The organism is Streptomyces sp. HUAS CB01, assembly GCF_030406905.1.
GTDB lineage: Bacteria > Actinomycetota > Actinomycetes > Streptomycetales > Streptomycetaceae > Streptomyces > Streptomyces chengbuensis.
Map to the genome: position 1 here is coordinate 2,208,526 of NZ_CP129137.1, position 13,498 is coordinate 2,222,023.

20 protein-coding genes are annotated in these 13,498 nt (G+C 71.2%); 19 read left to right on the plus strand and 1 reads right to left on the minus strand.

Going from position 1 to position 13,498, the window contains the following annotated elements:
- Window positions 1-15 precede the first annotated feature (15 nt).
- The 16 genes from QRN89_RS09765 to QRN89_RS09840 all read left to right on the plus strand — a co-directional run bounded on the left by QRN89_RS09765 (window position 16) and on the right by QRN89_RS09840 (window position 12,000).
- Window positions 16-789 carry a hypothetical protein gene (locus QRN89_RS09765; RefSeq protein WP_290348961.1) on the plus strand — a complete coding sequence of 258 codons (774 nt, stop codon included), beginning with the start codon at window positions 16-18 and terminating at the stop codon, window positions 787-789.
- Window positions 790-823: 34 nt separating this feature from the next.
- Window positions 824-1,321 (plus strand): hypothetical protein, encoded by a 498-nt coding sequence (locus QRN89_RS09770; protein ID WP_290348962.1) that lies wholly within the window; start codon window positions 824-826, stop codon window positions 1,319-1,321.
- Between the two features lie 14 nt (window positions 1,322-1,335).
- Window positions 1,336-2,043, plus strand: a complete 708-nt coding sequence (locus tag QRN89_RS09775; protein WP_290348963.1) for a hypothetical protein — start codon at window positions 1,336-1,338, stop codon at window positions 2,041-2,043.
- Between the two features lie 29 nt (window positions 2,044-2,072).
- Window positions 2,073-2,510, plus strand: coding sequence for a hypothetical protein (locus QRN89_RS09780; RefSeq protein ID WP_290348964.1), 438 nt, complete (start codon window positions 2,073-2,075; stop codon window positions 2,508-2,510).
- 77 nt (window positions 2,511-2,587) lie between these two features.
- Window positions 2,588-4,381 carry a type IV secretory system conjugative DNA transfer family protein gene (locus QRN89_RS09785; RefSeq protein WP_290348965.1) on the plus strand — a complete coding sequence of 598 codons (1,794 nt, stop codon included), beginning with the start codon at window positions 2,588-2,590 and terminating at the stop codon, window positions 4,379-4,381.
- Between the two features lie 101 nt (window positions 4,382-4,482).
- Entirely contained in the window at window positions 4,483-4,719 is a 237-nt protein-coding gene (locus QRN89_RS09790; protein ID WP_290348966.1) for a hypothetical protein, read from the plus strand.
- Window positions 4,716-5,894, plus strand: a complete 1,179-nt coding sequence (locus QRN89_RS09795; RefSeq protein ID WP_290348967.1) for a DnaB-like helicase N-terminal domain-containing protein — start codon at window positions 4,716-4,718, stop codon at window positions 5,892-5,894. The genes QRN89_RS09790 and QRN89_RS09795 overlap by 4 nt, the downstream gene beginning before the upstream one ends.
- Window positions 5,891-6,493: a hypothetical protein gene (locus tag QRN89_RS09800; protein WP_290348968.1), complete on the plus strand. Its 603-nt coding sequence runs from the start codon at window positions 5,891-5,893 to the stop codon at window positions 6,491-6,493. The genes QRN89_RS09795 and QRN89_RS09800 overlap by 4 nt, the downstream gene beginning before the upstream one ends.
- Complete coding sequence (locus QRN89_RS09805; RefSeq protein ID WP_218839784.1) at window positions 6,483-6,773, plus strand: DNA cytosine methyltransferase; 291 nt, start codon at window positions 6,483-6,485, stop codon at window positions 6,771-6,773. The genes QRN89_RS09800 and QRN89_RS09805 overlap by 11 nt, the downstream gene beginning before the upstream one ends.
- Window positions 6,766-7,686, plus strand: coding sequence for a DNA cytosine methyltransferase (locus QRN89_RS09810; RefSeq protein ID WP_290353644.1), 921 nt, complete (start codon window positions 6,766-6,768; stop codon window positions 7,684-7,686). The genes QRN89_RS09805 and QRN89_RS09810 overlap by 8 nt, the downstream gene beginning before the upstream one ends.
- A gap of 94 nt (window positions 7,687-7,780) precedes the next feature.
- Window positions 7,781-8,386: a DUF4913 domain-containing protein gene (locus QRN89_RS09815; RefSeq protein ID WP_290348969.1), complete on the plus strand. Its 606-nt coding sequence runs from the start codon at window positions 7,781-7,783 to the stop codon at window positions 8,384-8,386.
- A gap of 1 nt (window position 8,387) precedes the next feature.
- Window positions 8,388-9,191, plus strand: a complete 804-nt coding sequence (locus QRN89_RS09820; RefSeq protein WP_290348970.1) for a hypothetical protein — start codon at window positions 8,388-8,390, stop codon at window positions 9,189-9,191.
- On the plus strand, window positions 9,188-9,664 hold the full coding sequence (locus tag QRN89_RS09825) for a hypothetical protein (RefSeq protein ID WP_290348971.1): 477 nt from the start codon (window positions 9,188-9,190) through the stop codon (window positions 9,662-9,664). Before QRN89_RS09820 ends, QRN89_RS09825 begins: the two co-directional genes overlap by 4 nt.
- A gap of 41 nt (window positions 9,665-9,705) precedes the next feature.
- Complete coding sequence (locus QRN89_RS09830; RefSeq protein ID WP_290348972.1) at window positions 9,706-10,560, plus strand: SPDY domain-containing protein; 855 nt, start codon at window positions 9,706-9,708, stop codon at window positions 10,558-10,560.
- Window positions 10,561-10,591: 31 nt separating this feature from the next.
- Complete coding sequence (locus QRN89_RS09835) at window positions 10,592-11,458, plus strand: SPDY domain-containing protein (protein ID WP_290348973.1); 867 nt, start codon at window positions 10,592-10,594, stop codon at window positions 11,456-11,458.
- Window positions 11,455-12,000: a hypothetical protein gene (locus QRN89_RS09840; RefSeq protein WP_290348974.1), complete on the plus strand. Its 546-nt coding sequence runs from the start codon at window positions 11,455-11,457 to the stop codon at window positions 11,998-12,000. Before QRN89_RS09835 ends, QRN89_RS09840 begins: the two co-directional genes overlap by 4 nt.
- Here QRN89_RS09840 and QRN89_RS09845 read toward each other — a convergent pair.
- Window positions 11,997-12,179: a hypothetical protein gene (locus QRN89_RS09845; RefSeq protein ID WP_290348975.1), complete on the minus strand. Its 183-nt coding sequence runs from the start codon at window positions 12,177-12,179 to the stop codon at window positions 11,997-11,999. The two genes, QRN89_RS09840 and QRN89_RS09845, sit on opposite strands and share 4 nt — an antisense overlap.
- A 207-nt stretch (window positions 12,180-12,386) precedes the next feature.
- On the opposite strand from QRN89_RS09845, the gene QRN89_RS09850 reads away from it, so the two are divergent.
- The 3 genes from QRN89_RS09850 to QRN89_RS09860 all read left to right on the plus strand — a co-directional run bounded on the left by QRN89_RS09850 (window position 12,387) and on the right by QRN89_RS09860 (window position 13,447).
- Window positions 12,387-12,761: an SPDY domain-containing protein gene (locus QRN89_RS09850; protein WP_290348976.1), complete on the plus strand. Its 375-nt coding sequence runs from the start codon at window positions 12,387-12,389 to the stop codon at window positions 12,759-12,761.
- A gap of 42 nt (window positions 12,762-12,803) precedes the next feature.
- Window positions 12,804-13,028 (plus strand): hypothetical protein, encoded by a 225-nt coding sequence (locus tag QRN89_RS09855; protein WP_290348977.1) that lies wholly within the window; start codon window positions 12,804-12,806, stop codon window positions 13,026-13,028.
- A gap of 122 nt (window positions 13,029-13,150) precedes the next feature.
- Window positions 13,151-13,447 (plus strand): esterase, encoded by a 297-nt coding sequence (locus QRN89_RS09860; RefSeq protein ID WP_290348978.1) that lies wholly within the window; start codon window positions 13,151-13,153, stop codon window positions 13,445-13,447.
- Window positions 13,448-13,498 lie beyond the last annotated feature (51 nt).

Here is a 13,498-nt window from a genome sequence, read left to right on the forward strand (position 1 = left end):
CAAGGAGCCCACGCGATGACTCTGCAACTCGAACCGGATGTCGCCTTCGGGATGCACCCCGACTACGGGGTGGCCGCCGCCGTCGCGGATGTCCGACCGTTCCTCGACGAGGTCCTGCGCAAGCACCACTTCCGCTACAGCGAGTACCTCGACGTCTACCTGCTGGCGGACAACACGCCCCACAACACGGCGGTACGGACCGTGGCCAGGGCGACCCTCGAATTCCAGGACGCCGGTCTCTCCGTCGCAGCCGACCCGAGGATCATGATTCCACCGCCGGTCCCGACTCCGGACGGAGTGCCTGCGCGGGCGACACGGCCCGGCCAGTCCCTGACCGCGCTGACCGGCGAACTGCACGAGCTGCGGCGCGCGGCGGATGTCTCCGAGGTCCTGGGCGAGATCCTCGACGAGCACCACGGCGTCGTGCTCGACCTGGAGGAGTTCATCGACACGGCCGCCGCCTGGTGCGAGCGGCTCGACACCCCCAATGGTCACGAGCTGGGCCTTCATCTGCGCAGCATCGCCCATCATGTTGCCTTCCTCGGTGATCAGCTCGTCGGCGCCCAGCTCGAACTGGCCGTCATGCCCGACGTGACCCCCGAGAACGCTCCACCCCTGGCCGAGGTACCGCTGCCCGAGCGGCAGGAATGGCTCCGGGTCACGCACACCGCACGAGCGCGCGCCGCCATGGCGTCGTCCCCCAACCGCCCCGCCATCGCCCCGAAGCCGCTGGACGAGCGAGGGCCGCGGCTCCAGGCCGCGCCGCCCGCCCCGAGTCGTACGCGCTGATCCTCCCTTTCTCGACGTTCAAGGAGTCCGGCTCATGGCCGTGAAGAAGTTCTGGGCCGTCGACCACGCTTGCGGTCACACGGTCGACGCCGATCTGTCCGACCGTCCGGCCGACCGCCGTGCCGGATACGCCCGCTGGCTCGCCGGCCGGGACTGCCCCGACTGCTGGCGAGCCTCCCGCGCGGAGGCCACCGAGGCCACGGCCGAGTGGCTCGCGAAGCAGCGGGCGACCGAGCAGGCCGAGGCCGAGGCGTGGTCCGAGCAGTACCGCATGCCTCCGCTGGACGGCACCGACCGCGCGGTCGCATGGGCCACCCGCTGTCGCCACCAGCTGGTCTCCTCCGCGTACACCGCGCTCGTCGTCGAAGGAACCACGAGCGAGGCGGAGTGGGAGGCCATCGAGGACGCCGTACGGCTGCTGACCCGCGCCGGCTGGTGGCTTGACCAGCGCGACGCCGACCCTGCGGACCTGCCCGAGCTGCTGGACGCCGCCTCCGCGAGCGACCGGCCGACCGAGAACCCCTACTTCTGAACGGACGCCCTGCGATGCCCACCCCGCCCGACGTCGTCATCACGCGCCATCCGACCGGCAATGTCATCGCCGAAGGCGGAGACGAACTCGCCTTCACTCTCCTCAAGCGCGCGGGCTTCGTCATCGAGACGACGCCGCGGTCCTTCTGGTACCGATTGCCCTGGGACATGGGCGAAGCCCGTGAGAACCAGATGGCCAGCCACGCGGCCCGCATGCTCACCGCCGTCGGTTACCGCGTCGACCTCGGCCCCGATCTGTACGTCGGCCCCCTCACCACGCCCTCCGATCCCCGGGGCACACGTGTCCACGGCCACCAGATCCTGCGGCTGACCGACGAACTCAACGGCGCCGAGACGTACGCGACTGCGGCCAGCCTGACCGACCACGTCCTCGACCCCAACGACGGGGTCCTCGTCCGGCTCAGCGAGTTCTTCGAAGCCGCCGCCGAGCAGGCCAAGGCATCCGGGACCGACGCCAGCTGGGACCTGTCGTACGACTTCGCAGAAGCGGCGGCGACGCTCACCTCTCTCGGAGAGGACCTGCACGACACCGCCGACCAGCTGCGGGCGCTCGATCCGTCGACGAAACCGAGCTGGCAGGCGCGGGTCGCCAGCTACTACGCGACCGCCCCGGCCGCCCAGCGCACCGGAACGGCCGCCCTCACGCCTGAGGCGCCTGCTGCCGCTCCACCGCCCGCGGCCAGGCCGAACCGAACACGCTGACCAATCCCCCTCATCAGAAAGGCCGTTGCATGTCCTTCCTGCACGAAGAGTACGGAACCGACGCCGAGATCTACCGCAAGCCGTACAGCAGCGAGGTGATCGCCGATTGCGGCGACCCGAGCGCCCACGAGGTGCTTGCCACGTGCGGCTTCGTGAAGCAGACCGTCCCGCCGCACTACGTCTGGCACCAGCTCCCCGAGGGACTGTCCGAGGAGGAACAGAAGCGGAGCGCCACGCGCGCCGCGTGCCTCCTGCGCGCACAGGGCTTCGACGCGAACGTCGCCCAGGACCTGATCTCCGAGGAAGCCGTCACCGCCGTACGCGAAGAGGTCCGGCGACGCCGGATCAGCGGCGCGGCCACGTCATCCTCGCCGACCGCCGGCCCGGTCGCGCCACCGGCACGCCCGGACACCACAGCCCCGGCATCGCCCGCCGTTCCCTCCACCTCCGCCCACCACAGCCGCTAGGAGCCCCTCGTGATCACCAGAAGAACCCGCCGGCCCCAGCCCATCGCCCCTCTCGCACCACGTAACGGGACCGCGCCTTGTCTCCTGCACGCACCAGCACACCCTCGACCACCACCGGCACCGACTTCCTGCTGTACCTGATGCTGTCCGTCGCCGGCCTCGGCATGGGGGCCGGGACGCTGGCCTGGTTGTTCGGCAACACCGCCAACACCCTCACCAGGTCCGGCCCCTGGGCCCCGTACGAACCCACCGACGCGCTGCTCCAGCCCCACGAGGTCTGGCCGCACCTTTCGCAGGCCGTCCTCGTCGGCGCCTGCTATGTCCTGCCCGCACTCGTACTCCTGGCCGCCGCGCTGCTCGGCGCGAAGGTGTGGCTGCGGCTACGCGGCAACCCCAAGGGACTGGCCGACCAACGCGATCTCGCCGACCTGATGCCCAAGAAGATCGCGGTCAAGGCCATCGATCTCCGCCCGAGTCTCAAGGGCACCAAGCCCAAGGACGTCGTACCCGACGACCGCGGTGTTCTGCTCGGCACGCTCGCGCCCGGCGCGCGCGAGGTCCGCTCCTCGTGGGAGGATGTGATCCTGGCGATCATGGCGCCCCGGTCCGGTAAGACCTCCGGTCTGGCGATCCCGGCGATCCTGCGCGCGCCCGGACCGGTGCTGCTGACCTCCAACAAGGCTGCCCGCGACGCCTACACCGCCACGCTCGCTGCCCGCGCCGACGTCGGCACAGTCTGGACGCTCGATCCGCAGCAGATCGCCCACGCGCCCCAGACGATGTGGTGGGACATCCTCGCCGACGCCCACGATCTCGCCGGGGCCCGTCGTCTGGCCGGGCACTTCGTGACCGCCTCCGTGGACGAGTCGAACGCGGGCGACTTCTGGTCCACCGCCGCCGCGAACACGCTCACCGCGCTGTTCCTCGCCGCTGCCCGCGACCGGCGGCCGATCACCGACGTCCTGGCCTGGCTCGCCTCACCGGCCGACCGCACCCCCATCGACCTGCTCCAGGACGCCGGACTCGACGGCGTCGCCGCCCAGCTCCAGGGCACCGTGGCCGGCGCCGTCGAGACCCGCGACGGCATCTTCGAGACCGCGCGGCAGTACGCAAGCTGCCTGCTCGACCCGGCCATCGCCGCCTGGGTCACGCCGCCCAGCGGCCTCGGCAAGGTCCGCGAGTTCAAGCCGGGGGCGTTTGCCACCAGCAAGGACACGCTGTTCCTGCTGTCCAAGGACGGCGGCGGCTCCGCCTCGGCGATCATCGCCGCCGCTGCCGACGCGGTGATGCGCGCCGCAGTCATCCAGGCCGAGCGTGACGGCGGGCGACTCGACGCCCCACTGCTCGCGATCCTCGACGAGGCCGCCAACGTGTGCAAGATCGCCGACCTGCCGGACCTGTACTCGCACCTCGGCTCCCGGGGCGTCATCCCGATCACGATCCTGCAGTCCTACCGCCAGGGGGTCCGGGTCTGGGGGGAGGCCGGGATGGATGCCCTGTGGTCCGCCGCGACAATCAAGCTCGTCGGCTCGGGCATCGACGACGCCGACTTCGCGGACAAGCTCAGCCGTCTGGTGGGCGACCACGACGTCCGTACGGTCTCGGTCTCCACCAGCGAGTCGGGCAAGTCCACATCGGTCTCCATGCGCCAGGAGCGCGTGCTGCCGGCCGACGCGATCCGCGCCCTACGCAAGGGCTCCGCGCTGCTGCTGGCCACTGGCATCCGCCCCGCGCTCCTCGACCTCAAGCCCTGGTACCGGGAGCCGAACGCCGACCGGCTCGGCGCCGCGTCCGCCCAGGAGACCGCGGCGATCACTGAGCGCGCGCTGGCCAAGAGCCTGCGCCGCGACGACTTCGGTCCGGCCGCATGACCTCGGTGCTGCCAGGTTCCCGGCTGGCGAGACGCGACGGCGCACACCCCGGCCGCCCCTCCTCCCTCCGGGCTCTCGCCCCGTCCTCTTGAGGTGTCCCTATGTCCCACCCTGTCCCGTCCTGGGCCTGCGTCCGCCGGTCCGAACGCCTCGCCGGCACACCCGCCGTACGGCGCGGTGCCAGTTGGTGGCTCGTGTCCCCCTCCGGCTCCCTGCTCGCCCAGGACCCCGTCTTCACCGGTGAACTGGACCGCTTCGCCGCCGACCTGGCCGCCGCCGACTGCGCTGTCGCCGCGATCCGGGCCCAGGACACGGCCGCATTCGAGGTTCGGTCGTGACGCCACTCGTCCACGCCGAGCAGGCCGTGCTCGGCGCGGTCCTCCTGGAGCCCGGCCAGCTCGACCGGCTCACGCCCTGGCTGCGGCCGGAACACTTCTCCCGTCCCGCGCACACGTCGATCTACGCCGCGATGCTCCAGCTCAGGGCCGAAGGTCACCCAGCTGCAGCCACGAAGGCCGGCGCTCCCGTCCCGCTGGCCTGGGTGACCGACACGCTACGGGAGGCGGGCACACGAACCCGCGGGCTCACCGCCTCGTACCTGCACTCCCTCGCGTCGGCATGCCCGCGGCCCGGTCACGGCCCGGTGTACGGGCGGATGGTGCTGGAAGGTGCCATCCACCGCAGCGTGGCCCAGCACGCCGCCCGTCTCCACCAGGCCGCGCTCGCCGACAGCCGGACCGGCACCGTGGAAGAGACGCTGCACCACGCCCAGGTCCTGAACGACGTACTCGCCGACCTGGCTCGCGGCTGGGGCACCGAGGCACGTCCCGTGCAACCGCCCACCGCGCACGAGCCCAAGGCCGAGCGCCTTCAGCCGGCAGGCGAGCAGGTCCTGGCCGACGAGGAGTTCCTCCTCGGCTGCCTCACCTCCCGCCCCGACCAGTTGCTCGGCCTGGTGCGCTGGCTCCGCCCCGGCGACTTCGCCGACCCGGGCCATCAGCAGATCTACCGCGCGTTGGGGGCCCTGCACCATCGCGGCGAACCCATCGACCAGCTGACTGTGCTGTGGGAGACCCAGCGTCGCGGCGCTCTCACCAAGGGGACGCTCGACACCGAGCGGGTGAGGCGGATCTGCGATCCGCTCGTGGGCGGAGCCGCCGAACACTTCGGCGAGCAGGTCGTCAACGCCTCCCTCCTCCGCACGGCCGCCTCGTCGGCCCGGCAGGTCGGCGCCTTGGCCGACCGCGACGCGCTCGCGCCCGGGCAGCTCATCGGCTACGCCCTGCACGCACTCGAACCGCTGGAAGACGTACGCCGCCGCCTGCGCCTCGCACACGAAGCCGAACCCGAGCCGAGGCGACCGACCAGCCGACCCGGTGCGCCCCAGCCTGCCGCCCGCATCGACGCCGCCCGCGCCCGCAGCCGCCTCGCGAACACCACGGCCCCCGCAGCAGTGGCCGCCGCCTCCTGCGCCGCGCTCCCCGACCGACGCAATCATCGGAGCCCGTCATGACCGACCACACCGGCCGCGCCGGCCTGGAGAGGGACGAACTGTACGCGGTGGCCCGCGAGTTCGAGGAGGCCCGCCATGCGATCGTCGGGTCGTACACCACGAACTCCCTGCCCGACCTCGTCACCGCGTCCCACCACCTCACCGCGCTGACGGGACTGGTCAAGGACCTGTCGGACGAAGTCCTCTTCCGCGCCACCGACAACGACCCGGGCCTCGACTTCGGCCCGGTCATCGCCGCGTACACCAGCGCGTCCGCCCCGGCGGGACGCGCAGTGAACAACTACACCGAAGCCTTCGAACAGCTCGGATTCCTGCGCAGGTACGCGGAAGCCCCACCATCAGCGGACCTTCGCGACGCCCGCCAGGCCGCGTTCGGTGTCGCACAGGACCGGCTGGACCTCACCGTGGACTCGCTGCAGGAAACGGTCGGCGCCCTGCGGCACGCGGCCGACCGGATCGACGGCACCCCGCCTCGCGTCCTCGCCGCGCTCAGCCGCTCGGCACGCCCAGCGAACTCGATCTACCGCGTCCCGGCCAAGGTCCCCGCGACCGAGCCGACCCGTCTCGCGTACATGCCGGTGTCCCGCCATGCGCGCTGACCTTCAGGCAGCGGCACCGGGGCCGTCGATCGGGAGTCTGTGTTCCGGGTACGGCGGTCTGGATCTCGGCGTCCAGGCCGTCCTCGGTGGAACGATCGCCTGGCATGCCGAGGTCGATCCGGGCCCGGCCCGGATCCTGTCCCGCCACTGGCCCGGCGTGCCGAACCTCGGCGATATCACGGCCGTGAACTGGGCCGATGTCCCGGAGGTGTGCGTCCTGACGGCCGGGTTCCCCTGTCAAAGACGTCTCGGTCGCCGGCCGCCGCGCCGGGCTGGCTGACGGCACCCGGTCCGGTCTGTGGCTGAACATCGTCCGCGCAGTCGAAGCCCTCAACCCATGCCTGGTGGTCATCGAGAATGTCCGAGGACTCCTCACCTCCCCCGCCGGTTCCCCTGGCGACGTGGAACCCTGTCCGTGGTGTCTGGGAGACGCCGCAGGCCAGCCTGCTGTGCGCGCACTCGGTGCCGTACTCGGCTCCTTGGCCGACCTCCGGTTCGATGCGCGCTGGTGCGTGCTTCGCGCCTCTGACGTCGGAGCCCCGCACCGTCGCGAGCGGATCTTCCTCGTCGCCTGGCCCGCCTGGCGGACCGCCTCTGCTGAAGACGCCGACGAGCAACCTGGCGACGAACGGTGGCAGTCAGCACCCGACCAAGAGGAAACAGGGCGGGCACGGTCCGAATCTGGCGGACGAGGTGGAGTGGTTGTTGCCGACGCCGAAGGCGTCGGACGGCACCAAGGGGTCACCCAACCAGCGTCACGGAAACGGGGACCTGACGCTGCCCTCGGCGGCGGCCCGATTGCTGCCGACCCCACGGGCGAGCGACACCGGCACTCCAGGACGCCGACCGGGCACGGGCTTCCGGCCCCCGCTCTCGGCGGTGGTGCTTCCCTTGTTCGCCCCTCAGCCGTCGACGGACAGGGAACGTGGGGCCCGTACGCCGCCGCCGTCGCCCGATGGGAGAGGGCCACGCGCCCGGCGCCCCGGCCGACCGACGACGCGGGGCGCCTCAGCCCGCTGTTCGTGGAGTGGATGCAAGGGCTTGAACCGGGCTGGGTAACGGCCACTCCGGGACTGGGACGCCCAGCCCAACTATCCGCTCTGGGCAACGGAGTCGTGCCGCAGCAAGCGGCTCGCGCGCTGGAGATCCTCGCTCCTCCCGTCGCGGTGTGCAGCCATCACGGCTCGCGGTGAACGGCACTCTCTACACCGGATTCCCGGCCTGGCCAAACCTGGTTTTCTCCGGATCCTCGCCACCCCAACCACCCGATCTTGCGGAGGGGTAGCGATGGCTGAACCCGCTCAGGACAGCGAGCCGATACGCGTGGCGGACCACGATCTGGACGATCTGGTCGCCACGGTCACGAGGCTGGTCGCGGAGAGCCGTAAGCAGGGCGAGACGCTCGCCCGGCTCATCGACGACGCCCCGCCCTCGGACGACGAGGGCGGGGAAGCCGGGCACGGTCCCGCTGAGGGCTCGGCCGCCGACGCGGCGGCGGCCGAGCCGGACGGCTCACAGGAACGGCCCGCGTCTGCCTTCATCCTGGCGTTCGACGGTACGGCGTACGCCGAGGAGCTCGCGGCGCTGACGCGTTGGGTGCACGACCTGCTGCTGCCGGTCTACGGGCGGGAGATCACCACCGGCCGCCCGTGGTGCCAGCAGTGGCAGGAGCATCCCGAGGCCGTGGCCCGCCTGCATGCCCTGTGGCTGGCCTGGCAACAGCTCACCGACGCCGAGGCCGGCCTGACGGGTCCATCGACGTGGCACCGCGACCATCTCGACCCGACCCTGCTCCAACTCCGCATGCCCGACGGCCCGTTCGGCGCGTGCACCACCAGCCCGACCCGCCCCAACCACCGGCTCCTGGCCTCGCCCGAGCCCGCGGGAGCCTGACGTGACCGACGCATACGAAACCCAGGCGCCGGATTACCGGATCGACGGCTTCGAAGCAGCCACCGAGCGAGTCGAAGAGGACTTCTTCTCGGTCACGATCTCGGACGACATGTTCGTCCCCCTAGCCGAGCACCACAGCGCCGACGGACGCGACAGCTACCTGCTGTTCTACGACCGGGCGGCCATCTGGGACGCGCCCGGCACGGCGGAGTACGTCGCGCTCCACCTCACCCGTGACGTCGAGCAGCGAACGTTCGCCTTCGACTACGAGCGTGTTCCCGTCGTGCCGCTCGCGCAGAACTGGCTCACCCGCCGGGGCTGTCCGCCGGAGGCCGCCGTGCCGACCAGCAACCATGGGCCACGCCCGGCCGACGCGCTCACCTCGCGGCTGGAGGACCTACTCCGGAGCAACCCCGGCGGCCGGTACGAGGTGATCGACCACCACACCGACAACCCGGGCTCCTTCGACTTCGGCACCGAGGTGCGCACTCTCGTCCACGACAGCCACCCGGCCTCCGCGCACGCCCCCTACCGCCTCTTCCTCGAGGAGACGGCCAAAGACTTCCGCTCCTACACGGTGCGCGAAGGCGCCTTCACCAGCGTGGAGGCAGCGGACGCCTGGGCCATGGACCGCGACGCTCCCCTCCCGATGGCCCCGGCCCCGGAGAGCGTCCACAGGGCCCTGGCCGCCCGCACCCGCTCGCCGCTCGCCGGAACCGCCGGCCTCGCGGTCCCCCCGGCGCCTGTCACGGCTCCACGACCGGCCCTTCTTTCCGTACCGCGCTCCGGCCGGGGTGCGCGGTGAGCCGGGCGCGGTACGCCTTCGCGGCCCACCCCGAGGCCCTGGCCGACCTACGCTCGGTCCCGGATCGAATCCGTGACCTGGCCCTGCTGGAGCTGCAGCACCTGGTCCACGGGAACGAACGTGGCGCGGCGCTGACCCGCGAGCTCGCGGGCTGTCACAAGATCTACGTCGATCCGGAGACCCGCTGGCGCATGGTCATCCAGTACCGCGACGCGCCGGCGTCCTCGCAGCACCGCCGGGAGATCTACCTCCTGGCCGTCGGCGAGCGCCAGGACCAGGCCGCGTACCGCACCGCGGCTCACCAACTGGACCGCGAACGCGAGGCATCCGCAGCGACAGCGCCGCCGCACGACCGCCGTGCCCAGGCAGCGCGGTCTCGGTCCACGCGTGGGACCGCGAGTTCGGCGCACGCCGGTTCGCCAGCCCCCGCCGCCGCCTCCGCCGCCGCGCCGCGAGCGCGCCGTCGGCCATGAAGCCCAGCCTTTCGTTCACCGCACCTCGGAGGTGCCTCACCATGTCGCCCCTCGACCTCGACGGCCTCGCCCCGGATACGGAGGTCCTCGTCGCACCAGTCCACCTCGCAGGTCCCGGACCGAGGGAGGCTGTCTTCGGCGTCCTCGACAACGCCTCGGGTTGGACGAAGACCGTCGCCTTCGGCACGGACACGTACTACACCAGCCCGTGCCAGCGAGTCCGCATCGCCAACCCCGTGGAGAGCCACTACGGCGGCTGGACGATCACCTACGCCGAGGACCCGCTCGGCGTTCCCGACTGGATCGCCACCTTCGACCGCGAGACACCCCACGAGATCGTCACCGCCTTCACCGAGACGCTCGTCCACGGCCTGCCCCAGCACTTCCGCGACTACCTCAGCGGTGGCGAGCGCTACACCGGCCTCGGCCCGGAGGACGTACTGCGCAAGGGCAACTGGCAAGCGGTCCATGGAAGTCGGCCGTACTGGACCGTCTCACCCGACAAGCACGCGGCCCTGCGCACGCGAAGCGGGTGGCTCGACGAGTACACCGAGCTGCAGACGCCGGAGAAGTCCATGTGGCGCCTGTCCGGCGGCGTCGATCCCGTCCATGTGCCGAGTTTGAGGGCCTTTTTCAGCAGCGGCACCCCGCAGCACCTGCGCGCTGCCGCCGCCGTCACCCTCACCAGCCCGGACGCCGTACCGCGCTTCGTCGGCGACATCCCCGACCGACACCGCGCCCTGGCGAACGTACGCCTCGCCGAGCCGGCAGCCACCGTGCCCCGGACCCAAGCGGCGCGAGCCCGCCGGCCGTACGCAGCCCACACGCCCGGGCCGGAGGCCGCAGTCCCGTCGGCATCCCTTACCGCGCACGGTCGCTCGCGCCGTCAGCGCTGACGCTCTACCGCCTACACCCGGAGATCCCCGCATGCCCTCCCGCCCGCTCGACGGCGACATCCACGTCGCGCCGCTGTACCTGGCCGGCTCCACCACCATCGGCGACCCGGCGCTGCAGCCGCTCCTCGACCACGGCTTCACGGTTCAAAGCGACGAGCTGGCGAACGTCTACGTCTCCTCCCTGGACCAGCATGTCCGGCTCGGCTTCCTGCCCGAGGGCCCGGACAACACCTTGTGGAAGGTCGCCGCCCACAGCGATCCCTTCGGACCGCCCGACTGGCTCGCCACCTTCGACGCCAACACGCCGACGGAGCTGGTGACGGCCTTCACCACCACCCTCGCCGCCCGCTACTCCGAGGACCCGGACGCAGTCCTGACCGGCGCTCCTCGGCCAGCCGAGGAGGGCTTTCGTCCCCTGGGGGACGCCGGATGGAAGCGAGGAGACTGGCAGCTCACCACCCTTTTCACCGCGCCCGACGAACTCGCCGGCCTCACCTACAGGGGCGGCATCCTAGATCCCCACGCCGAACTACGCGGCGACCAGGACCGCTGGCTGCTCTGGGGTGGCCACGATGGCTACAGCTCACGCTGGTACGCCACGTTCACCACCGCGGTCCCCGTCGACCTCATCGCGGCGACCACCGCCCGGCTGGCCGACCCCGCCCCCGTAATCCGCTACGAGTCCGAGGTCCCCAAGCGAAACCGCAATGCCGCCCGGATACGCCGCACGGCTCCCCCGGTGCCGACTCCGCTGGACGTCCGGCGCGCCGCAGCCGCACGCGCACGCTCCCATGCAGCTCGCCCTGTCAGCCGCGCCCCGGCAGCCACGTGCAGCCCCACCGCCCTCCTGCCAGCCCGCCCCAACCACGGCCGACGAGTCGCGGCGGGGCGGTCATGAACGACAAACCTCAGCCCCATCTCCGTGCCCAGGAGCCACCCGTGCCCGACGAATCCGATCTCGCTGCTGCCGACGCCATGATCCACGCCGCCTGGGGCCATCCCGTGGACCAGCTGACCCACTTCCTCCGCGAGGGAAAGGTCCAGGACCCCGCGCTGGTCGCCGTACTCAGGATACGAACAGCGCTCGTCATCGACGACAGCGACGTTTCTGCCCATCAGCAGCGCCTGCACCGCCTCACCCGCCCGGACCGTGCCCCACTCTTCTACGAGCTCACGCAGGTCAGTACGTCCTCCGCCGAGTTGGTCAGCGCCCGCGCAGGCAGCCAGGCCCGTATCCACGCCATCCGCTCGGTGATCGACGCCTACCCCGAGAACCACCTCGTCGACGGCCTCACGCGCTCACTGGCACGGTCAGCCACACCACGAGTGGAAGCCGCTCGCGCCCGCTCAGCTGCGGAAGCGGTGAACGGTCCTCCAGTTGCCCAGAACACCAGCCAGGTGGTGTCCACCAACCTGGCGACTCGAACGAGTCGCCGTTAGTGCCCGTCGGGCCTGCAGCTCTCCTGGCCGGGCCCTTCCTCCGCGCCTCGCACCATCAGCGCGAGCTCCTCGACGCTCAGCTCGATCCGCCTGCCGTCCGCCATACGAGATCGCCCCACGGATGCCGCCACCACATCGTCCACGGCTTCGTCGTACGTACGCATCGTCCCGTTCAGCACGCCCCTCCTCTCCTTCCTTTGGTTGCCCCGGGAACAGCTCCCGGGGCAACCGCTACATTCCTCCAGGGCTCACCAGCGATCGCTCCCCCGACCCAGTTCGCCCACGGCAGACGCCCATCCCCGTGGAAGGACTGGAGACCTGTCGGCCGACCATGTCAACGTACGACCGCTTCGAAAAACCCCAGGTCAACGAAGGGTCTTCTCCTCATGACGCTCATCGCCACCACACCGGTCGAGGTCCCCGTCGCCGCTCCTCACCCCACGCTCGGCGACCGCAAATGGCTGCTCGACTGCCACTGTGCCACCCCGGTGGTCGAGCTGCTCCGGCACCAGGGCTGGGACGTCTCCTCCGACCCGTACGCGAACGTCCACTGCTCCAGTCCCGATCAGCGTGTGTACGTCGGGTTCCTCCCCGAGACCAAGGAGGCCGCGCGCGGCGAGCTCTGGCACATCCACGTCAAAGACGCCGACGACAAGGTGGCCTGGAGCGAGACCTTCGGGCCCGGTGTCCCGGCCCAGGCCGTGGCCGGATTCCTCGCCGCGCTCATCGCCTCCCCCAACCGCGGCTGCCCTTGCGTCTGATCCACGCCAGACCACCCCGTTCAACCAGCTCAGGAGACCGTCTTGCCCCATCAGATCACCGTTCGTCAGCTGATCCGCCAGCTCCAGGCGGTTGACCCGGATCTCCCCTTGTACTTCGCCATCAACCCGGACTGGCCCCAGGTCCACCGCGTCGGACGCGTCGTTGAGGTCAGCGGCCCGGACGGCGCCGTTTACCTCGCCGAGAACGGTCAAGAGGGCGTGCTGCCGCCCGAGGTCCGCGGTCAGCTCGACTGGGCCGACGTGTGAACCGCCGCTCGCGCTCGCGGTTCCCGGCGGACGCGAAGAAACCTCCGCGTCCGGCCTTGTTCCTCGGCGACATCGCTCAACGTCCCATGCCTCCCGGCGCACGCGGCGCTCTCGTCCGCTCCGTGCCCCAGTCCGCCGTCAAGCCGATCCCGACGACCTGGGTGTCCGTGCGAGATCCACATCCCGTGCGTCCGGGCTCGGTTCTGCTGTACTGGGGACCCACCCCATCGGGCGGGATGAACGTCGTCGCCCGCCTGGGCCTGGCCTCGACGGACGTCCCCTTGGCCACATGGCCGGACCTTCCCGGAGACTGGATCCGCGTAGTCCATCCCACGCTCCTGGAGACCATCGGTCTTCACGCCGCACTGTCCGTGGCCACCAAGGCGCTGCACCTCGCCAACCGCCTTGCCGATGTCTGACCCGATGACGCACCTCGCACGCCGAGGGAGCTGCCTCAACCAGGCGGCTCC